19 protein-coding genes are annotated in these 19611 nt (G+C 63.8%); 9 read left to right on the top strand and 10 right to left on the bottom strand.

The window, feature by feature from the left end; all coding sequences use genetic code 11:
• Positions 1-15 precede the first annotated feature (15 nt).
• The 3 genes from MesoLj_RS35800 to MesoLj_RS35790 form a co-directional block, all read right to left on the bottom strand.
• Positions 16-690: a response regulator transcription factor gene (locus MesoLj_RS35800; RefSeq protein ID WP_202324615.1), complete on the bottom strand. Its 675-nt coding sequence runs from the start codon at positions 688-690 to the stop codon at positions 16-18.
• Between the two features lie 49 nt (positions 691-739).
• Complete coding sequence (locus tag MesoLj_RS35795; protein ID WP_202324613.1) at positions 740-1132, bottom strand: hypothetical protein; 393 nt, start codon at positions 1130-1132, stop codon at positions 740-742.
• 190 nt (positions 1133-1322) lie between these two features.
• Positions 1323-1940, bottom strand: coding sequence for an outer membrane protein (locus tag MesoLj_RS35790; protein WP_202324611.1), 618 nt, complete (start codon positions 1938-1940; stop codon positions 1323-1325).
• A 512-nt stretch (positions 1941-2452) separates the two neighbouring features.
• Here MesoLj_RS35790 and MesoLj_RS35785 point away from each other — a divergent pair.
• Positions 2453-2716, top strand: coding sequence for a DUF6460 domain-containing protein (locus MesoLj_RS35785; protein ID WP_027047739.1), 264 nt, complete (start codon positions 2453-2455; stop codon positions 2714-2716).
• Between the two features lie 64 nt (positions 2717-2780).
• On the opposite strand, the gene MesoLj_RS35780 is transcribed toward MesoLj_RS35785, so the two are convergent.
• Positions 2781-3683: a histone deacetylase family protein gene (locus MesoLj_RS35780; protein ID WP_202324609.1), complete on the bottom strand. Its 903-nt coding sequence runs from the start codon at positions 3681-3683 to the stop codon at positions 2781-2783.
• Between the two features lie 132 nt (positions 3684-3815).
• On the opposite strand from MesoLj_RS35780, the gene MesoLj_RS35775 reads away from it, so the two are divergent.
• Positions 3816-5156, top strand: a complete 1341-nt coding sequence (locus MesoLj_RS35775) for an MATE family efflux transporter (protein ID WP_202324607.1) — start codon at positions 3816-3818, stop codon at positions 5154-5156.
• Here MesoLj_RS35775 and MesoLj_RS35770 read toward each other — a convergent pair.
• Positions 5149-6228 carry a quinone-dependent dihydroorotate dehydrogenase gene (locus tag MesoLj_RS35770; RefSeq protein ID WP_202324604.1) on the bottom strand — a complete coding sequence of 360 codons (1080 nt, stop codon included), beginning with the start codon at positions 6226-6228 and terminating at the stop codon, positions 5149-5151. The two genes, MesoLj_RS35775 and MesoLj_RS35770, sit on opposite strands and share 8 nt — an antisense overlap.
• Positions 6225-6575 carry a DUF952 domain-containing protein gene (locus tag MesoLj_RS35765; RefSeq protein WP_202324602.1) on the bottom strand — a complete coding sequence of 117 codons (351 nt, stop codon included), beginning with the start codon at positions 6573-6575 and terminating at the stop codon, positions 6225-6227. Before MesoLj_RS35765 ends, MesoLj_RS35770 begins: the two co-directional genes overlap by 4 nt.
• Before the next feature lie 107 nt (positions 6576-6682).
• On the opposite strand from MesoLj_RS35765, the gene MesoLj_RS35760 reads away from it, so the two are divergent.
• Positions 6683-7117 carry a hypothetical protein gene (locus tag MesoLj_RS35760; RefSeq protein ID WP_140775351.1) on the top strand — a complete coding sequence of 145 codons (435 nt, stop codon included), beginning with the start codon at positions 6683-6685 and terminating at the stop codon, positions 7115-7117.
• A 124-nt stretch (positions 7118-7241) separates the two neighbouring features.
• Complete coding sequence (locus MesoLj_RS35755) at positions 7242-7901, top strand: response regulator transcription factor (RefSeq protein ID WP_140775350.1); 660 nt, start codon at positions 7242-7244, stop codon at positions 7899-7901.
• Positions 7902-7960: 59 nt separating this feature from the next.
• On the opposite strand, the gene MesoLj_RS35750 is transcribed toward MesoLj_RS35755, so the two are convergent.
• The 3 genes from MesoLj_RS35750 to MesoLj_RS35740 all read right to left on the bottom strand — a co-directional run bounded on the left by MesoLj_RS35750 (position 7961) and on the right by MesoLj_RS35740 (position 11845).
• On the bottom strand, positions 7961-9661 hold the full coding sequence (locus MesoLj_RS35750) for a dihydroxyacetone kinase family protein (RefSeq protein ID WP_202324599.1): 1701 nt from the start codon (positions 9659-9661) through the stop codon (positions 7961-7963).
• A gap of 5 nt (positions 9662-9666) precedes the next feature.
• Positions 9667-10857, bottom strand: coding sequence for a pyridoxal phosphate-dependent aminotransferase (locus MesoLj_RS35745; RefSeq protein ID WP_202324597.1), 1191 nt, complete (start codon positions 10855-10857; stop codon positions 9667-9669).
• An 88-nt stretch (positions 10858-10945) separates the two neighbouring features.
• Positions 10946-11845 carry a dihydrodipicolinate synthase family protein gene (locus tag MesoLj_RS35740; RefSeq protein WP_140775348.1) on the bottom strand — a complete coding sequence of 300 codons (900 nt, stop codon included), beginning with the start codon at positions 11843-11845 and terminating at the stop codon, positions 10946-10948.
• Between the two features lie 202 nt (positions 11846-12047).
• On the opposite strand from MesoLj_RS35740, the gene MesoLj_RS35735 reads away from it, so the two are divergent.
• From MesoLj_RS35735 to MesoLj_RS35715, 5 genes are all read left to right on the top strand, one after another.
• A complete protein-coding gene (locus tag MesoLj_RS35735; RefSeq protein WP_202324595.1) occupies positions 12048-12959 on the top strand; it encodes a substrate-binding periplasmic protein in 912 nt (303 codons plus the stop codon).
• Positions 12960-13117: 158 nt separating this feature from the next.
• Positions 13118-13849: an amino acid ABC transporter ATP-binding protein gene (locus tag MesoLj_RS35730; protein WP_202324593.1), complete on the top strand. Its 732-nt coding sequence runs from the start codon at positions 13118-13120 to the stop codon at positions 13847-13849.
• A gap of 8 nt (positions 13850-13857) precedes the next feature.
• Entirely contained in the window at positions 13858-14529 is a 672-nt protein-coding gene (locus tag MesoLj_RS35725; protein ID WP_140775345.1) for an amino acid ABC transporter permease, read from the top strand.
• A 2-nt stretch (positions 14530-14531) separates the two neighbouring features.
• Complete coding sequence (locus MesoLj_RS35720; RefSeq protein WP_202324591.1) at positions 14532-15194, top strand: amino acid ABC transporter permease; 663 nt, start codon at positions 14532-14534, stop codon at positions 15192-15194.
• On the top strand, positions 15191-16042 hold the full coding sequence (locus tag MesoLj_RS35715) for an IclR family transcriptional regulator (protein WP_244735252.1): 852 nt from the start codon (positions 15191-15193) through the stop codon (positions 16040-16042). The genes MesoLj_RS35720 and MesoLj_RS35715 overlap by 4 nt, the downstream gene beginning before the upstream one ends.
• Before the next feature lie 39 nt (positions 16043-16081).
• On the opposite strand, the gene MesoLj_RS35710 is transcribed toward MesoLj_RS35715, so the two are convergent.
• Positions 16082-19564, bottom strand: coding sequence for a PAS domain-containing hybrid sensor histidine kinase/response regulator (locus MesoLj_RS35710; protein ID WP_202324590.1), 3483 nt, complete (start codon positions 19562-19564; stop codon positions 16082-16084).
• Between the last annotated feature and the right edge of the window lie 47 nt (positions 19565-19611).

Here is a 19611-nt window from a genome sequence, read left to right as displayed (position 1 = left end):
GCGTGCGGACCTCCTTCACGAGGCCGCCCGCAAGAGATAGCCGAGGTTGCGGATCGCCCGGATATCGATGCCGGCGGCGACATCGTCGAGCTTGCGGCGCAGCCGCGAAATGTGCGCATCGAGCGCATTGGAGCCGATCTCGTCGTCCAGCGCGTAGACGGCCTCCTCCAGCGCGCTGCGCATGATGGTTCGGCCCGGCCGGCGGATCAGCGTCTCGAGCACCAGCCTTTCGCGCCGCGGCAGATCGAGCGCCTGGTCCTCGACCAGCGCCTCGCGGTGACGGAAATCATAGGTGAGGCGGCCGACCATCGTCTGGTTGGCGCGCGAGGTGAACGCGCGCCGGTGCAAGGCATGAAGCCGCGCGACCAGTTCCACCGTGGCGAAGGGCTTGACCATGTAGTCGTCGGCGCCGGCATCGAGCCCGGCGACCCGGTCGTCCAACCCGCTCATCGCCGTCAGCGCGATGACAGGCACATCCAAGTGCAAGGCACGCAGGCGCGGTATGAGGCTGAGACCGTCGCCATCCGGCAGCCGGCGGTCCAGCACCACGGCGTCGTGATAGCCCAGACGCGCCACCGCCTCGGCATCGGCCAATGTCGCGGCATGGTCGACGATGATGTCCAGGCGCTCGAGCGCGGCCTTCAGCACGGAGGCCATTTCCGGTTCGTCCTCGATCAACAGGACGCGCATAAATATTCTCCTTTATCCGCGGCCGGTCGGGACCTGCGGCCGCGGCAATTCATTCGCATTCCAGCTTGGGCTGGCGGAAATTGGTGATGAACCAGCGGCCGCCGGAAGCGCGGGCGTAGAATGTGTAGAAGCATTCCTGACGCTCGATATAGCCGGGCGTCTCGGTCTCTTCATAGACGGTTCCGTGTTTTGTGTGGCGAACCTCGCCGCTCGATGTCCCGGAAACCGCCGACGTCGACACATTGCGCCACTGATAGGCTCGCTCGCCCTGGCCAAGATCGACGACAGCGGTTGGCGGGCCGTAATCCAGGATGACCGATTCGATGGGCTGCCCGACATAATTCTTCATGATGTCGGAGGCGCAGCCCGCCAGCGCTAGCGCGATTGCGATGAAGACTATCTTCGGAGCCCGTATCGGGAGGCCGGCGCCACGCGTGGACATATCGGAACAGATTCCCATCATGAAAGTTACGCGCGGGACCTAGATCGCGAAGATTGCATCGACATTGCAACGAAGCGCGGAAATGGATCCATTGTCGAAAAAGGCCGGGCCATCCGGGGTACCGGCGCGCATCGAAACACAGGGATTGCGCGATGCCCCTGCGGCCACCGCGCAATCCAATTCGCCCGCTCTAGAACCGGTAGTTGATGCCGGCCTTCAGTTTATGGCTGCCGATCGTCGTCTTGGACGTGCCGAGAGCCGATGTCGTCTCGACGCCCGGGGTGCGGACATAGTCGTACTCGACCTTGGCGGACAGTCCGCCGGCAAAGCCCTGCTCGATGCCGGCGCCGAGGAGATAACCGACCTTCCATCCGTCGGCGCTGCTGACGTTGTCGCCCTTGTCGAATTTGGTCAGGGCAACGCCGCCGGTGCCAAACAGCAGCGTCTGGTCGAAGCTCACGCCTGCCTTGGCCTTGGCGGCGCCGCGCCATTTCTCCTTGATCTTGCCGCCCTGGACGTCGTGTTCGGCGCCGCCGAGATACGAGCCTTCGATCTCGGCGCCGAGAACCGCGGGACCCATCTGCTGGTTGTAGCCGGCCTGAACGCCGCCGCTGAAGCCATTTCGGTCGGCGAACGGATTGGGCATCCTCGTGAATGCCGTGCCGCCATGGACGCCGACATAGGCGCCGCTCCACTGGAAGGCGGGGGGATCATTGTAGGTGGGTGAAAGGTCGGTGGCCATCGCCGGCCCGAGAAGGCAGATGCCAAGGACACCGGCCGTCAGGACGATCTTTGCTTGAGAGGACACGAGCATTACTCCAACACAAACGCGCATCCGGCAAATCGGTACGCAGGTTAACTCCCCGGGGAGCGTGACCTCTGGGGCGGTCGGGCTCCGATTTGGTGTCTTCCAGGGACTGTTGCACGGTCCTGAAACTGGCGTTCGCCAGCTGTGGTAGGGGGTCAGAGCGCAGCGCAACCAGTCACCTGAAAGAGGCCTGATGTCTCGCAGGTGAAAATTGCACGCACATTGCGCAAAATTCGAAAATGACCATTTTGTGCTTTATTTTCAACAAATTAAAACGATCTTGTTTACCGATATTTAAGAACTGCGGACTTTCGCAAGCCCCACGGCCTGGTTCACCGCTCGGCTAGATGCTGCAGCGGTGCGGATTTTCCGCGGCCGTCGGAAGCTAGCAACGGATGCCGGCTTGACGCACCCGGTTCGGCGCACAGACCGCGCTGGCTTGATGGATGGCCGCCAAGCACGTATCTCTGGGCCGTGCCCATGAGTCCGGGCATCTCAATCGGGAGACGGCCTTGTCCGCACTGACGCGCTTTCTCGGCGACTCGCCGCTCAGGGTGATCCTGAAGCTGCTGGTGGTGTCGTTCCTCGTTGGCCTTGTCATGAATGCCTTCGGCTGGTCGCCGATGGATGTGTTCTACGGCATCCAGAAATTCTTCATCGACCTCTGGAACCTGGGCTTCCACGCCATCGACCGCTTCCTTGGCTACATCTTGCTCGGTGCCGCGATCGTCGTGCCGGCCTTCATCCTGCTCAGGATCGCCAACTACCGGAAGTGACTTGGAGCAATTCCAGGAAAAGTGTGAAACGGTTTTCCGTTCGGAATTGCATTAAAACAGAGGGCTAGGCGTAAGCCGAGGCGACCTCGAACAGCAGGGCATGCCGTGCGGCAAGCGCCGGCACGTCCGTGGAATAGCCGCCGCCGATGACGCCGCAGACCGGAATGCCTTGCGCGAGAAAGTGGCCGATGACCATCTTGTCGCGGGCGCGCAGGCCGTCATTGGAAAGCGCCAGCCTGCCGAGCCGGTCCTCGGCATGGACATCGACACCGGCATTGTAGAAAACGATGTCCCAGCGCAGCTGGGCCGAGAGCTCCGGCAGGATCGTGGCCAGCCTTTCGAGATAGGCGGCATCACCCGTGCCGTCGGGCAGTGCAATGTCGAGATCGGAAGCGATCTTGCGCACGGGGTAGTTGCGCTCGCCATGCATGGAAAAGGTGAACACGCGTGGCTCGTTGCCCAGAATATTCGCGGTGCCGTCGCCCTGATGCACATCGAGATCGACGACTAGGATGTTTTGTGCCGCACCCTGTGTGAGCAACACCAGCGAAGCGACGGCGACGTCGTTGAAGGTGCAGAAGCCGGCACCTTGCGCGCGCCGCGCATGATGGCTGCCGCCGGCGGTGTTGCAGGCAATGCCGTGGCGCAAGGCAAGTCGTGCAGCCAACACCGTGCCGCCGGCGGCAAGCTGCGCGCGGAGCGAAACGCGCGGGCCGACCGGAAAACCGATCTCACGCTCGATTTTTTCCGGCACCGAACAGCCGATGACCTGGTCGACATAGTCGGCCGCATGGGCAAGCTTCAGCCATGATGCCGGTGCCGGGGCCGCTGTATTGAGCGCGTCAGGCCCGGCCAGGCCGCGGGCGCGCAAGGCCTCCATCAGAAGCGGATACTTGCTCATCGGGAAGCGATGGTTGGCAGCGAAGCCGGCGTCGTAGTCAGGATGGTGGACGATCTGCAGGGGCATGAACGGAATCCGGCGGGCTCACGCCAGACCGGGATTTCGGTTGGCCATCGCGGGAAGAATGATTGCGCTGTGGCCGGAAAATGGGGCACATCGGCTCCTCGATCAAGCATCAATCAGCAAGGCAGCAATCCCTTGGACAAGGGTGCAATCCCAGCCGACGCCAGATCTTTTGTCGTCACCAACCGTTCCGTGCTCGCCATAGCGGTACCGATGACGCTCGCCTATCTGACCACGCCAATGCTCGGCCTTGTCGACACGGCGGTTGTCGGGCAGTTCGGCGACGCGGCCCTTCTCGGTGGCCTGGCCGCGGGATCGCTGGTGTTCAGTGTCGTCTTCACCACCTTCAATTTCCTGCGCTCCGGCACCACCGGTCTCGTCGCCCAGGCTTTCGGGCGCGGCGACGCGCTGGAGGAACAGGCGGTGTTCTGGCGCGCCGTGCTGATCGCGGTCGTCGCCGGCATCGTGCTGGCAGCGCTTTCACCGCTTATCGCCGTCGGTGGCCAGTGGTTCATGGGCGCCGAACCGCGCGTCAGCGAGGCGATGGGCGTCTACATCAGGATCAGGCTGCTTGCCGCACCCTTCTCGCTGATCAACTATGCCATCCTCGGTTATGTGCTGGGGCGTGGCGAGGGTGGGCTCGGCCTTGTGCTGCAGCTGGTGCTCAACGGCATCAACATCGCGCTCTGCTTCCTGCTTGGCCTGAAGCTCGGCTGGGGCGTTGCCGGCGTCGCCTGGGCGACCGTCACCGGCGAATTCCTGGCCATGCTGCTGGGTCTCGCCATCGTGGTGCTCCGCTTCCGCTCGACCCCGTCCCTGCCGCGCCATCGTCTGCTCGACATGAGCGCCTTCCTGCGCATGCTGTCGCTCAACCGCGACATCATGATCCGCTCGTTCTCGCTGCTCGCCGCCTTCGCGCTGTTCACGCGTCAAGGTGCGCAGTTCGGCACGGTGACGCTGGCCGCCAACGCGGTCTTGATGAACTTCTTCCTCGTCGCCGGTTATTTCCTCGACGGTTTTGCCACCGCCGCCGAACAGCTCGCGGGCCGTGCCGTCGGCGCACGTGCGGAGCAGCCCTTCCGGCGGGCGGTGCGGCTGACCTTGTTCTGGGGTTTCGGGCTGGCTGGCGCCGCGACGCTGGTGCTGCTCTCGGCTGGTGCCGATCTGGTCGCCGTCGTCACGACATCGCAGGAGGTTCGCTCGGTGGCCGACATCTATTTGCCCTGGGCGGCATTCACCGCGCTGAGCGGCGTGCTGGCGTTCCAGATGGATGGTGTCTTCATTGGCGCGACATGGTCGCGCGACATGCGCAACATGATGTTGCTGTCATTTCTCGTCTTTACCGTCGCGCTGCTGACCCTCGCGCCTGCCTTCGGCAATCATGGCCTGTGGGCGGCACTTCACGTCTTCCTGCTGACGCGGGGCTTCAGCCTGCTGGCGATTCTGCGGCTGCGGCTGCGGACGGCGTTCAGCTGAGCGGCTTTGACGCCCACTGATCGAGATGGCTGTCGCGCAACGCGCGGATGGACTTCAGGCGCTCCGTCTCGCAAAAGCGCGCCATGCCGGCGACGATACGGCCCGGCAGTGCCGGCCCTGCATAGATCATGCTGGTGTAGAGCTGGACGAGATCGGCGCCCGCGCGGATCTTTTCCAGCGCCGCATCCGTGGTATCGACGCCGCCGACGCCGATAATGGCGATATCCGACCCCAGCAGTTTGCGCATCCTGGCCAGTACGATGGTCGAGCGTTCGAACAACGGTTTTCCCGAAAGTCCGCCGGTCTCGCCGGCGGCGTCGGTGTTGCGCAGCGGCGGCCGCGAAATCGTGGTGTTGGAGACGATGACGCCGTCGATTTTTTTCTCGGTGACCTCGGCGGCGATGTCTTCCAACTCGGCCTCGACCAGATCCGGCGCGATCTTCAGGAAGACCGGCGGCTGCGCGGACGCCGTGGCGCGTGCGGCCATGACCCGCGACAAAAGCTCGCCGAGCTGCTCGCGCGCCTGCATGTTGCGCAGGCCCGGCGTGTTGGGCGAGGAGATGTTGACCGTCAGATAGCCGGCATAGGGTGCGAAGCGGACGACGCCGCGCTCATAGTCGCCGATGCGGTCGGTGCTGTCCTTGTTGGCACCGATGTTGACGCCGACAATGCCGGAATGCCCCTTGCGGGCGGCAAGGCGTCTTTCGGCTGCCGCATGGCCCTCATTGTTGAAGCCCAGCCGGTTGATCACCGCTTCATCCGCCGTCAACCGGAAGATGCGCGGCTTCGGGTTGCCGGCCTGCGGCAGCGGCGTGACCGTGCCGACCTCGGCAAAGCCGAAGCCGAGGCCAAGCAGCGCGTCCGGCACCTCGGCGTTCTTGTCATAGCCGGCCGCCATGCCGAGCGGGTTGGGGAAATCGAGGCCGCAAAGGCTGACCTTCAGCCTGGTATCGTGCACCGTCCGCGCGCCGACCGGCAGTCCGCAGCGCAGCGCCGCGATGGACAGGCCGTGCGCGGTTTCCGGATCGAAGGTGAACAGCAGCTTCTGGCCGAGCCGGTCGAGCACGCTCATTCGGCCTCCAGCGCCGGGAAGAGGTGGGTACCGTCGGCACCAAGCGGCAGCGGTCGCACCCACTTGACGGCTTTGAGCTCCAGCACGCCGTAAAGATGCGGAAACAGCGCGCCGCCGCGCGAGACCTCATATTTCAGGGCGGGTCCCAGGCTGGCGCCGTCAACGGCGACGAGCAGAAGGTCTGTCTGGCCGGAAAAATGCTTTGCCGCCGTTTCCCGGACCTGCGCCGCCGTCGAGAAATGGATGAAGCCGTCGGCGACATCGATCGGCGCCCCGGTAAAGCGGCCATTGGCTTCGGCCTCGCGCCAAGGCGCTTGCGGGGTTATCTTGTAGATAAACTGAGACATGGTTGCGCTATAGTCCGAACCAGTCGAGCGGGGAAGGCCACGCCAAGGGTCTTCCCCATTTCCGGCGCAAACATGCGATATTTCAGGCCTTGGCCATGGAGGACAACATGCGTCTGCACCACATTTTGATCCCCGCCGCGCTCGTTTCACTGGTCGCGGTATCAGCCTATTCGGAAGAAACCGATCGCTACCGGCTGGAAAAGTCCGCCAACGGCTATGTCCGCATGGACACGCAGACCGGCGCCATGTCGCTCTGCGAGGAGCGTTCGGGCCAGCTCGTCTGCAAGATGGCGGCCGATGAACGCGCCGCCTTCCAGGACGAGGTCGACCGCCTGCAGACCTCGATGAAGGCAATGGATGAGCGCGTCACCAAGCTGGAGAATTCGCTCTCCGCCCGTCTCGAATCGAAATTGCCGAGCGAGGAGGATTTCAACAAGACGATGAGCTACATGGAGCGCTTCCTGAAGGGCTTCATGGGCATCGTCAAGGATATGGACAAGGATAACGGCGACGGCGCCCAGCTCAACTCGCAGAAAACCTGATCATCCAAACCAGTGAAAATGGGGCGTGCCGGCTTTGCCGCTTGAAAACAGCGCGCGGCCCCTCATAATCGTCCGACTGGTCCCGAAAAGCTAAAAATCATCGACGGGATTCGGGGAGGAACATTTGCCGTCAGGCTATTCTTTCGTCATCGCCGACGATCACCCGCTGTTTCGCGGCGCGCTGCGTGAGGCACTTGCCGGCATCGGCAATGTCGCCGCCATCCACGAGGCCGGTGATTTCGAAAGCGCCAAGGCGCTGGTCGTGGCCAATGAGGATGTCGATCTTGTGCTGCTCGACCTGTCGATGCCGGGCGCCAGCGGCCTTTCCGGCCTGATCTCGCTGCGCGGCATCCATCCGGCGGTGCCGCTGATCGTTGTCTCGGCGCATGACGATCCTGCGACCATCAGGCGTGCGCTCGATCTTGGCGCCTCCGGCTTCATCTCCAAATCGGCGAGCATGGAAGAGATCCGCAACGCCGTGCAGTCGGTGCTGGCCGGCGACATAGCCGCTCCGGTTGGCGTCGATCTCGGCGTCGAGCGCGATCCCGAAATATCGGACCTGATCAAGAGGTTGCAAGCGCTGACCCCGCAGCAGACCCGCGTGCTGGGCATGCTCGCCGAGGGCCTGCTCAACAAGCAGATCGCCTACGAACTCGGCGTCTCCGAGGCGACGATCAAGGCGCATGTCTCGGCCATCCTGCAGAAGCTCGGCGTCGACAGCCGCACCCAGGCGGTTATCCTGCTGTCCAAGATAGGCAGCGACCCGTTGCAGCCGGCGCACTGAGTGCCGGCGTCGCAACGGATTCAGGCGACGCGCTTCAGGTCATTGTTCAGCCTTGTCTGTCACCCTTGCTTGGCTATCGCCTGTGCGATCGCGCCCATCCAGATCGCAACGGCCGCAGCGCCTCCGTCCGGCGCGCCGACTGCCCGCTCACCGAGATAGCTTGCCCTGCCAAGGCGCGGCGACATCGAGGCGGTGGCGTCGGCCCCGTCTGCCGCGGCGTCCGCCGCGCGCGTGCAGCGCTCGCTGGCCGGAAGGCCAACCGTTGATTTCAGTGAACGGACCGCGGGTTCCAGGGCGTCCAGCATGGTGCGGTCTCCAGGCTTGGCGCCGCCGGCCTCGGCGACGGCGGCAATGGCAAGTTCGAATGCGTCCACCCAGTGCTGCGCCGTCAGGTTTGGCTGCTGTGCCAGGTGACGTCCCGCGCGTGCCAGGGCAATGGCATAGAACGGCCCCGAACTGCCGGCGATCGCCCGACGCAAGGCGGTCGAGATTTCGATGATCGCCCCGGATGGGCTCGACCAGGCCGATTCCGGAAGGGCGCGAACGGCCTGGGCACCGCGCACCATGCTCGCGCCCAGATCGCCGTCGCCGGCCCTGCTGTCGAGATCAGTCAGCTGGTCCTCCGCCGACTCGAGCGCGTCCGCCACCGCCATGACAATTCCGCGCAGATTGGAATCCGCGGCGTTCAGATGCGCCTCGGCCGGATCGGCGAACGGTGCGATCGTGGCCGCGACGATGGACCGGTTGGCTGGAACATGCCCGCAACCGGGCCACGCGCTTGCTTCAACGGAGGCATCCAGGAAGCGGAGATCATCGGCATCGAGCTTCAGCACGGAGAGCGAGCAGCCCGGCATTTCAAGCGCGGTGAGCAAGTTGCCGCTCCAGGCGCGCTCGACCGTGATGCCGCGCCCGCGCAGGTCCGCCAAAGCGTGACGCGCCACGATGGCGAGTTCCAGCGGCGGCGTCGCGCCGAGCCCGTTGACGAGCAGTGCGACACGATCTCCCGCCTTGAGGCCGCATTCCTTGACGATCCTGGCGATCATCCGTTCGACCAGTTCGTCAGCGGGCTTGATTTCTCCGCGCTCGACGCCTTTCTCGCCATGGATGCCGAGACCCAGTTCGATCTCGCGCTCGCCCAGCGTGAAGCCTGGCCTGCCGGCCGTGGGAACGGTGCAGGCGCCGAGGGCGACGCCCATCGTGCCGACCCGGGCGGCCGCGGATCGCGCTTTTTCCGCCACCTCGGCCAGCGGAAGTCCTGCTTGCGCGGCGGCGCCGGCGATCTTGTGCACAAGCACCGTACCGGCAATGCCGCGCCGCCTCTCCGGCGCGACGACGCCCGCCAGGGCGACGTCGTCGGCTACCACCGCGATCTCGACAGGGATGCCTTCGGCGCGGGCGAGCTCGGCCGCGATGCCGAAATTCAGCCGGTCGCCGGTATAGTTCTTGATGATCAGCAGCGCGCCTGCCGGCCCCGCCGTCGCGCGGATCGCCGCAAGGACGGCATCGGAACTGGGCGAGGTGAAAACGTCTCCTGTCACCGCTGCGCTCAGCATGCCCGACCCGACATAGCCGGCATGGGCTGGCTCATGCCCGGCGCCGCCGCCCGAGATCACGGCCACGGGCCGTTCCGCCGCCGTCGGCAGGCCGATGCGCAAGGCGACATTCTCGGTGTCCAGCAGCGCCAGATGCTGTGTGAGGTCGGCGAGCCCCTCGAGCATTTCGCGAACGACGTTTCGAGGATCGTTGATCAGTTTCTTCATGGCGTTCAGTCGACCTTGCGAAGGAAATCAACGAGGCGGTTAGCCCCTTCCTGGATGAGCTTTGGATCGACCGCGAAGCAGACGCGCAGATAAGCCTCGCCGCCCCGGCCGAAGGCCGAGCCCGGCGCCACGCCGACACCCGCCTCGCGCAGGATGCGCCGGGCCATGTCGTAGCCGCTGTTCATGCCGTGGACGGAGAAGAAGAAATAGAAGGTTCCATCCGGCCAGAACACGCGCACATTCGGCAGGCTGTCGAGCGCGGAGCAGATGATCTCCCTGCCCTTGGCCGACCGCGCCACCAGCTCCTTGATGAAGTGGTCGCCCTGGTCGAGCGCGGTGATCGCGGCGTGCTGGATGAATGTCGCGACGCTGGTCGTATTGTACTGGCTGAGATTGTCGAAGACCGTGCCCATGCCGCGCGGATAGATCAGCCAGCCAATCCGCCAGCCGGTCATGCACCAGTTCTTGGAGAAGGTGTTGGTGATGATCAGCCGGTCGGTGGGCGCGGCGAGTTCCAGGAAGGAAGGCGCGATCGTGCCGTCATAGGTGAAATGGGCGTAGACTTCGTCGGAGACGATCCAGATCCCGCGCGCGCGGGCGAAGTCGAGCACTGCCTTCATCTGCTCGAGCGGCATGATCCAGCCCGTCGGGTTGGACGGTGAGTTGATGGCGATGACGCGGGTGCGTGGGGTGACGGCGGCAAAAAGGTCGTCGAGGTCGAGACGAAAGCCTTCTCCCTCGGCGACGCGATAGTTCACCGGCACCACCTTGCCGCCCAGGATGCCTACGATCTCGACGAGGTTGGGCCACGCCGGAACCGGAACGATTACCTCGTCGCCGGGGCTGAGAACGGCCTGGAAGGCCTGCATGATCGCCTGCACCCCGCCCGCGGTGACGCTGAAGCGGTCCGCACCGATCTCCACCTTCCAATGGCGCTTGTGATAGCGGTCGAGCGCCTCGCGAAGGGCCGGCACGCCATGGGAATAGGTGTATCGCGTCTGGCCCGCGGCCAGGGAAGCCACGGCCGCCTCGCGAATGAAGTCCGGCGTGGGAAGGTCGCCTTCGCCGATCCAGAGCTTGATGACGTCCGGGTCCTCCCGGGCGAGATCGGCGATGTCACAGATCTGATTGAGTTCGATTCCGCTGATCCGCTCGGGACTGCCCGCCATGGGCCACTGTGACGTATGCCAATCCATACTTTCTCCTCCGGACGGGTTCGTCCGCTTCAATGCACGTGTGTGGATATGGCGGGACGCGTCGCGCGCCCCGCCATCGGCTGGCATTCTATGCGAGAAGCGCTTGCAGGGCTTCGTCGATACGGCCCTTCTGGCTGTCGCTGACGGGCGGCATCGGCGCGCGCGGCAGATGAAGCGCCAGGCCCTGCCGATGCTGGCAGTACTTCACACAGGCCGGAAGATTGTCGTGAGGCAGTGCGTCCCACAGATCGGCCAGGCGGTAGTGCAGGGCGAGGGCGGCCTTGTGGTCTCCGGACTGGACATGGTTCCAGAGCTTCACCGTGACGGCCGGAACCGCGGACGTCAGGGCACTGATCGCGCCGTGCACGCCAAGCGAGAATGCCGGATAGAGCAGCGCATCGGTGCCGGTGAGCACGACGTTTCCCGGCTTGAGGCGATGGAGCAGGTCCGAGACGAGCTTCAGGTCGCCGGCACTCTGCTTCATGCCGATGACGCCGGGAACCTCGTCCATGATCCGCAGCATCAGGTCCGAGCTGAGATAGTTCCAGGGGACAACATTGTAGATGATGATCGGGATGCCGGTCTCTTCCCAGATCGTGCGGAAATGCTGGACGGTGGCATCCTCGTTCGGCTTGAAGAGATAGTGCACGGGGGTGACCTGCATCGCGGCGATATTCAGCCCCTTGAGCATGCGGGCGCGTTCGATGGCGCTGCGTGTGCTGTTGATGATCAGTCCGGCAAGGAAGGGGACACGGCCGCCGATTGCGTCATGCACGGCCTTCATCGAGGCCGTGAAGTCGGCGTCGTTCAGCGTATGGCCTTCGCCTGTGCTGCCACCCGCGACCATGCCGTCGACGCCCTGCTCGATCATGAACTCGACCTGCTCGCCGATCGCTCCCGGAACGAGATTGCCGTTGGCGTCGAAAGGCATCGTGATGGGCGGGATGATGCCCGTGAGCTTTTGGCCGGAAGCGGATTGTGTGGGCATGTCATTCTCCAGGAGCTGGGCTGCTTGATTTTGTATTCCGGAATGCGGAATACATTGTGTTACAAGTCATTTAAAACCCATATTTTATGTTTTGGTCAAGGGCTGGGCTTGTGTATTTCAAAAAAATGTGGATGCATCGCGTTGCAACCCTTGCATATGTTCCGGTATGCGGGATTAATAGCTGAATCAATGGGAGTGATTGATGAATTTCAACAAACTGGTTCCGTTGACGCTCGGACTGCTGATGGGCGCGGGCGTGACGGCGTGGGCTGCGGACGAGAGTCCGACGCTCGCCAAGATCCAAGGCGACAAGAAGATCGTCATCATGAACGACCTGTCGGCCGCGCCATGGCAGTTCCGCGATGCCAACGGCAACGCCGCCGGGTTCTCGATCGACCTCGATCGCATGATCGCGGCCAAGCTCGATGTCGACCTGGAGCTGAGGAACGTCGAATGGGCGGGCCTGATACCCGGGCTGCTGACACGCAAGTCCGATATTCTGGCCACCAGCATGACCGTTACTCCAAAACGCGCGGAGCAGATCCTGTTCACGAAGGAAAACTGGTACTCCACCGGCGTGGTAACGATCGTGCGGCCGGACGACGCGGCTCTCTCCTGGGAGGATCTGAACCAGCCGGGCAAGACGATCGCCGTCAAGGCTGGCACCAGCGCTGTCGACATCGCCAAGCAGTTTTTCGCTAATGCCGAGGTTCAGAGCTATCCGAACGATACCGACACCTATCAGGCCCTGAAAACCAGTCGCGTCGATGCCGCGCTGAACGACCTGGCGGTGCTCGGCGTCGTGCAGCGCGAATATGGTTTCGTGTCGCTGAAGAAGCCTCGTGAACTGATCAGTTCGGACGACTGGGCCTTCGCCGTGCGCAAGGATGATGTGGGCGCCCAGGCCTATCTCGATACGTTGCTTGCCGAGATCAAGGCAAACGGCAAGCTCGAGGCTTTACGCGCCTATTGGGTAGACGGCGAGGCCTGGAAGAAGGACTTCCTGGAGAAGAACGGCGGCGTGTCCGAGGAACGCAAGAAGCTGGTCGAGCAGCTCGGCATTTCGGCCTATGTACCGGAAAGCGGCAAGGGCACGCGAATGACCCTGGAATAGCATTGCGGTGCCGCATCCCTCGGGACATCGAAGGGATGCGGCAGCGGCACTTCTCTGACCTGGCGCATGAGCCTCTCCGAGCCGTCCTTTCCGGCCCATGCACCAGCAATGCGGTACGCATGCCAGCGTCAGGCATCTCCTCCACTTCCGGTGACTGAATGACATTCTTCGAGGCCAGAGACGTCAATTTCCACTTCGGCGGTTTTCACGCGCTGCGCGACGTTTCGTTCGAGTTCGGCAAGGGCGACGTGCTGGTCGTTTGCGGCCCTTCCGGTTCGGGAAAGAGCACCTTGATCCGTGCCATCAACCGTCTTGCCGGCCCGCTCACCAGCGGTTCGATGTCGATCGAGGGGCGCGATCTGGCGGACCTGCCCGGCAGGGAACTCTATCGGCGCATTGGAATGGTCTTCCAGCGCTTCAACCTTTTCCAGCACCTCACCGTGCTCGAGAATATCGCGCTGCCGCAGAGGCGGGTGCTCGGCAAAGGCCGGCGCGAGGCCGCGGACCGCGCCAGGGCACTGCTCGATCGCGTCGGCCTGGCCGACAAGGCCGGCACCTATCCAGTCAGGCTGTCGGGCGGCCAGCAGCAGCGTGTCGCCATCTGCCGGGCGCTGGCGATGGACCCCGAACTACTGTTGTTCGACGAGCCGACGTCCGCTCTCGATCCCGAAATGGTGGGAGAGGTGCTGCAGGTCATGCGCAACCTGGCCGCCGGCGGCATGACCATGATCGTGGTGACCCATGAGATGGGTTTCGCACGCGAGCTTGGCACCGAGATCCTCTTCATGGAGGCAGGCCAGGTGGTCGAGCGCGCGCCGCCCGCCGATTTCTTTGCCTGTCCGCGGGAGGCGCGCACGCGCGCCTTCCTCGACCAGATACTCCATCATTGAGGCCAGCGATGTTCGCCACAGCCTATGACCTGTTCTGGCAATATCGCGACGTTTATCTGCGGGGTCTGGGCAATGCCCTGATGGCGGCGGCTTGCGGCCTGGTGCTGTCCCTCATTGTCGGCGTCGTCGCCGGCGTCGTCCGCTTCTCCTCCACGGGTGTCGCGGGGCGCATCGTGGCCATCTATGTTTCCGTCGTGCGCAACACGCCGATGCTGGTGCAGGTCTATTTCATCTATTTCGGCTTGCCGGCGCTCGGCGTCACGCTCTCGGCCTTTGCGACGGGTGTTGTCGCACTCACCTTCAACTCGGGCGCCTACATCGCCGAGATCACGCGTGGCGGCCTTGCCGCCATCCCGCAAGGACAGACCGAGGCGGCGATGGCGCTTGGCCTCAATCGCCGCATCCTTTTGGCGCGCGTCCTGGTTCCGCAGGCGGCGCCGACTGTGCTGCCGGCAATCACCGGCCAGTTCGTGCAACTGATCAAGGACACCTCGCTGCTCTACACCATCGCGGTCCTGGAGATCACCAAGGCTGCCGACGACGTCGGCAACGAGACCTACCAGTTCCTGGAGGCCTATCTGGTGAGCTGCGTGATCTACGTCGTGGTCTGCGCCATACTCAACCTGCTTGTCGACCAATACGAGCGCCGTGCCGGCTTCTCCAGGCACCGGAGGGTCTGAGCATGACGCTCTTCTCGCTGGTCTACGACGCCGCCACGCTCATTCTTTCAGGGATGCCGATCGTCATCTTGCTGATGGTCTCGGCCTTCTTTCCCGCGCTCGCCCTTGGCATACTTGGCGGCCTGATGAGCAGTTCGAAATCCAGGCTGCTGCGCATCATCGCAGGATTGTATGTCTACATTTTCCGCAGCGTTCCCTTCCTGATGTTCATCTTCCTGATCTATTACGGCCTGCCCTACTACGACATCGACATCGGTCCGGTCACGACCGCCATCATAGCGCTCGCCTTGAGCCACGGCGCCTATATGACCGAGATCATCCGGGGCGGTCTGCTTGGCTTTGACAAAGGGCAGAACGAGGCCGCGATCGCGCTTGGCTTTACCCTGACGCAACGGCTCAGGGACATCGTGCTGCCGCAGACGCTGATGGCGATCATTCCATCGCTTCTTGGTCAATCGATCCTGATGGTGAAGGATACCTCGCTGGTCTCGGTGGTGGGAATCAGCGAGCTCACCCGCCTCGGGCGGGAAGTCGTCATCAGGACCAATGAGCCCTTCGTTGTTTTCACGATCGTCGCGGCTGCCTATTTTGTCCTATGTTTCGGTCTGGAAATGGTGGCGGGGCGTCTCGAAGCCCGTGTGCGCAAGATAACCTCGAGGCAATGAGCGATATGGAAGGGAAGACCATGAGTCAGGCCGGAACCGTCACGCCGCCTCGCGCCGCGTCCGCCGACGGGGTCGACGAAGCGGCGCGGGAGAGCCGCGACTCCGGGGCAAAGTCACTGCGCAAGATGTCCGTCGTGCTGGACTGCTTCACGCGGCTGCATCCCACATTGACCGTGGGCGAGATATCGGAGGCCACGGGCTTGCCCCGCACGACCGTCCACCGCATCGTCGCTTCGCTGAGGGAAGTCGGGATGCTCGACCAGGATGGGCGCCGCCAGAGCTACCGGCTTGGTTTGAAGATGTTTCACTATGGAAGCAGCGTGCTGGCGAGCCTCGATACCCCCCGGCGGGCGCATCCTCACATCGCCAAGCTGCAGCTCTTCACCGGCGAGATCATTCATTTCCACATGTTCGACGGCAGCCAGATGGTCTGCGTCGAGCGCGAGGAGATGGGCAGTTCGCGGCTCACCACATTGACCACCATCGAGGGCGCTCCGACCTATTGCACGAGCGTCGGCAAGGCATTCCTGGCATTTCAGGATGAGGCGCTGGTGCGCCGGATCGCGCACGAGGAAGGCCTCAGGCGATACACACCCAGGACGATCACCGATCTCGGCAAGCTCCTCGAAGAGTTGGCGCTCATTCGTTCCCGCGGGTTCGCGATCGACGATGAGGAGAACCAGGTCGGTCTTCGTTGCATTGGGGCGCCGATCAGGGACGCTGCTGGCAGGGTTTTTGCCTCGGTCAGCGTATCGGGGCCCGCCGAGCGGATGCCCGACATCCGGCTCGAGGGTCTTGCTCCGCTGGTAATCCAGACCGCGAACGATATCTCGAAGGCCCTGGCATAGAGCTTACGAGGCGATGCGTACGAGTGATAGGACCTGATCTTACTCGGCCGACGCCATCGGCCTGACCCTGGCCATCATCGAGCGCAGCACCGCCGGTTTCAGCGGCTTGTTGATCATCGGAACGTCGAGTTCGCCAGCCGCTGCGCGCACCTCGTTGGAACGGTCGGCGGTGACCAGCACACACGCAAGATCCTGGCCACACGTCGCGCGCAAGGTCCTGATCGCGTCGAGCCCGGTGACGCCGTCGAGATGATAGTCGGCAAGCACGATGTCGGGCCTGCGCGCGCCAGGCCGCAGGAGCTCTCCCGATCCGGAGGCGGTGTCGACGGTGCAGCCCCAGCCTTCGAGCAGAAGACGCATGCCGTCGAGGATGCGCGCGTCATTGTCGATGCAAAGCACTGTCAGTCCGGCAAGCGAGGAAGCGGCGCGTGCCGGTGCTTTCTCGATCTCGCGTCGCGGCGCCGCCACAGTCGCCACCGGCAGTATGACTGAGAAGCGCGTGCCCTTGCCCGGATTGGAGAAGAGGCGGATTTCGAGCCTGAGTACCCTGGCAATGCGGTCGACGATGGAGAGACCGAGACCGAGGCCCTCGGCCTCCCGCGCACCTTCGTCCAGCCGGGTGAACTCATGGAAGACGGTGTTCAGCCTGTCGCCAGCGATGCCGATGCCGGTGTCGATCACCTGGATCTCCGCCAGTTCGCCGCGTCGCCGCACGCCGACCAGGATGCGGCCCTGGCGCGTATATTTGATGGCATTGGAGACAAGGTTCTGGATCAGGCGGCGCAACAGATTGCGGTCGGTCACCACCGTCAGCGAAGACGGCATGATCGTCAGGCCGAGCTTTTTCTCCGCGGCCATCGGTCGGAAATCATTGCCGATCTGGCGCAGCAATCCGTCGAGATTGAAGGCGGTATCGTCCGGCTTCATCGCGCCGGCATCGAGGCGGGAGATGTCGAGCACGGCGCCGAGGATCGTCTCAACCGATTCCAGCGAGGATTCGATGTTGACCGCGGCCTTGCCGGCCGGACCCTTGCCGGCTTTCTCGATCAGCGAGGAGCAATAGAGCCGGGCAGCGTTCAACGGCTGCAGGATGTCATGGCCGGCGGCGGCGAGGAAGCGCGTCTTGCCCAGATTGGCCTCTTCGGCCAGCATCTGCGCCTGCGCCAGTTCCTCGTTGACCCGGGTGAGTTCGATGGTTCGGGTCTTGACGCGTTGTTCCAGCGATTCATTGGCGCGCTTCAGCGCCAGATCCTGCTCGACGCGGCCGGAAATGTCGGCATAGGTGGCGACGATGCCGCCGTCCGGCATCGGGTTGGAGCGCAGTTCGAGAATGCGGCCGCTGGTCTTCAGCTCCATCTGCCAGGGGCTGACGAAACTGGTCAGACGGTTGAGCATTGTCACGCGCTGGTCGGCGGGGATGTCACCGCGCTCGGCGAGATGGCGCAAGATCTGGTCGAGCGAGACGCCGACCTGGCCCATCTCGTCGGGCAGGTCGAACAGCGCCCGGTACTGGCGGTTCCAGCAGATCAGCCGAAAGTCCTTGTCGAAGACGGTAATGCCTTGCTCCATCTGGTCGAGCGCGATCTGCAGCAGGTCGCGGTTGTGCTGCAGTGCCTCGGTGGCGTCGTCGAGCAGGCGGAAGGCATCCCGGGATTCGCGGTCATGGCGCCTGAACAGCAGCGACAGGATCAGCCGCGCCGAGGAGGAACCGACGGCGCTGGCCAAAAGCTGCTCGGAGAAGCGGATGACGTCCATGCTCGCCTGCTCCTTGCCGTGCAGCGAGGTGCCGTTGGTCCTCTCGAACGACTGGAAAGAGCGCTCGGTGCGCTCGACGCCGAGATAGCGGCCGATCGTGTCCTTGAGGTCGTTGACGGTGATGGCGGTGCGGAAGCGGCGTAGACTCGGCATCGGGCCGGCGTCGCGCGGCACGAAGATCGATGCCTGGATGCGCTCCAGCGGCACCGACGCGCGCGACAGCGAGCCGAGCACGAAGAACACCGCGTTGATCGACAGGCTCCACAGCACGCCGTGGTTCAGGGGTTCGGCAACCGTGCCGAACAGGGCTTGCGGGCGCAGTGCCTCGAAGCCGAACAGCCCATGCACAACGATGTCGGTGTCGGGCGCGACAAGCGAAGGCAGGAGCAGCGTGTAGCTCCAGACAAGGATGCCGGCGACCATGCCGAGCGCGGCACCCCTGCCGTTGGCGCCGCGCCAGATCAGCCCGCCGATCAGCGCCGGCGCGAATTGCGCGATGGCCGCGAACGACATCAGGCCGATCGATGACAGCCGCGCGCTGTTGGTGCTCTCGCGATAGTAGAGGAAGGCGATGAACAGGAGGATGAAGATCGCTCCGCGCCGCACGTTGAGGATAAGCGTCGACCAGTCCTCGGTCTCCAAGGTCGAGGTCTTGAGCAGGCGGCGCACGAACAGCGGAATGACGAGGTCGTTGGAGATCATGATCGACAGCGCCACGCTTTCGACGATCACCATGGCTGTTGCCGCGGACAACCCACCGATGAACGCCGCCATGGCCAGCAGGTCATGGCCGCTGAAGAGCGGCAGCGACAGCACGTAGAGATCGCTGCTGGTGCCGGTGCCGACCAGCGACAGGCCGGCAAACGCGATCGGCAGCACGAACAGGTTGATCGCCACGAGGTAGAGCGGAAACACCCAGGTCGCGGTGCGCAGCTCGGCCTCGCCGCGATTCTCGACGATGGTGACGTAGAACTGCCGCGGCAGCATGATGATGGCACAGCCGCTGAGGCCCGTCAGCACCAGCCAGGTGGCAAGCGAGGTGTTGTAGCCCATCGCCTGCCGCACCTGCCCATTTTGCGCCAGCTTGGCGAACATGTCGCCCGGGCCGCCGAAGATCAGGAAGGTGACCATCAGGCCGATCGCCAGGAAGGCGGCGAGCTTGACCACGGTTTCGACCGCCACCGCCAGCACCAGCCCGTCCTGATGTTCGGTGGCGTCGGCGTGGCGGGTGCCGAACAGCACGGCAAACAACGCCAGAAGCATCGCCACGACCAGCGAGATGTCGCTGACGAACGGATCGAAGGAGGGCGGCGATCCCGTATAGTGCTCGACCATCAGGCTGACCGAGCCGGAAATCGCCTTCAATTGCAGCGCGATGTAGGGCACCGCCCCGATCGTGGCGATCAGCGTGGCGATCGCCGCGACGGTGAAGCTCTTGCCGTAGCGCGCGCCGAGGAAGTCCGCGATCGAGGTGATCTTCTCGGTCTTGGCCAGCCGTACGATGCGGTTGAGCAGCGGAAAGCCGAACACGAACACCAGCACCGGGCCGGTGTAGATGCCGAGGAATTCGAGGCCGCGTTCGGACGAGAGGCCGACGGAGCCGAAAAAGGTCCACGAGGTGCAGTAGATCGCCAGGCTGAGCGCGTAGATGAATGGCCTTGCCCGGCCCGGCCCTGAAATGGCCGAGCGGCGATCGCCCAGGCTGGCGATGGCGAACAGCAGCGTCACATAGGCGATCGCGATGATGACGATGAACAGACCCTGCACGCCTGGAATTTCCTCCTTTGCCGTTTTTTATCCGGCTTGCTCGAACG

It is taken from the genome of Mesorhizobium sp. 113-3-9, from assembly GCF_016756515.1.
Taxonomy (GTDB): domain Bacteria; phylum Pseudomonadota; class Alphaproteobacteria; order Rhizobiales; family Rhizobiaceae; genus Mesorhizobium.
The sequence above is the reverse complement of the archived record's forward strand: the minus strand, read 5'-3'. Positions and strand labels throughout refer to the sequence as shown.

Coding starts and splice junctions, on each gene's coding strand:
- MesoLj_RS35800 (WP_202324615.1), bottom strand. CDS start 690: ATGCGCGTCCTGTTGATCGAGGACGAACCGGAAATGGCCTCCGTGCTG.
- MesoLj_RS35795 (WP_202324613.1), bottom strand. CDS start 1,132: ATGTCCACGCGTGGCGCCGGCCTCCCGATACGGGCTCCGAAGATAGTC.
- MesoLj_RS35780 (WP_202324609.1), bottom strand. CDS start 3,683: ATGCCCCTGCAGATCGTCCACCATCCTGACTACGACGCCGGCTTCGCT.
- MesoLj_RS35770 (WP_202324604.1), bottom strand. CDS start 6,228: ATGAGCGTGCTCGACCGGCTCGGCCAGAAGCTGCTGTTCACCTTCGAT.
- MesoLj_RS35765 (WP_202324602.1), bottom strand. CDS start 6,575: ATGTCTCAGTTTATCTACAAGATAACCCCGCAAGCGCCTTGGCGCGAG.
- MesoLj_RS35760 (WP_140775351.1), top strand. CDS start 6,683: ATGCGTCTGCACCACATTTTGATCCCCGCCGCGCTCGTTTCACTGGTC.
- MesoLj_RS35750 (WP_202324599.1), bottom strand. CDS start 9,661: ATGAAGAAACTGATCAACGATCCTCGAAACGTCGTTCGCGAAATGCTC.
- MesoLj_RS35745 (WP_202324597.1), bottom strand. CDS start 10,857: ATGGATTGGCATACGTCACAGTGGCCCATGGCGGGCAGTCCCGAGCGG.
- MesoLj_RS35740 (WP_140775348.1), bottom strand. CDS start 11,845: ATGCCCACACAATCCGCTTCCGGCCAAAAGCTCACGGGCATCATCCCG.
- MesoLj_RS35735 (WP_202324595.1), top strand. CDS start 12,048: ATGAATTTCAACAAACTGGTTCCGTTGACGCTCGGACTGCTGATGGGC.
- MesoLj_RS35730 (WP_202324593.1), top strand. CDS start 13,118: ATGACATTCTTCGAGGCCAGAGACGTCAATTTCCACTTCGGCGGTTTT.
- MesoLj_RS35725 (WP_140775345.1), top strand. CDS start 13,858: ATGTTCGCCACAGCCTATGACCTGTTCTGGCAATATCGCGACGTTTAT.
- MesoLj_RS35720 (WP_202324591.1), top strand. CDS start 14,532: ATGACGCTCTTCTCGCTGGTCTACGACGCCGCCACGCTCATTCTTTCA.
- MesoLj_RS35715 (WP_244735252.1), top strand. CDS start 15,191: ATGAGCGATATGGAAGGGAAGACCATGAGTCAGGCCGGAACCGTCACG.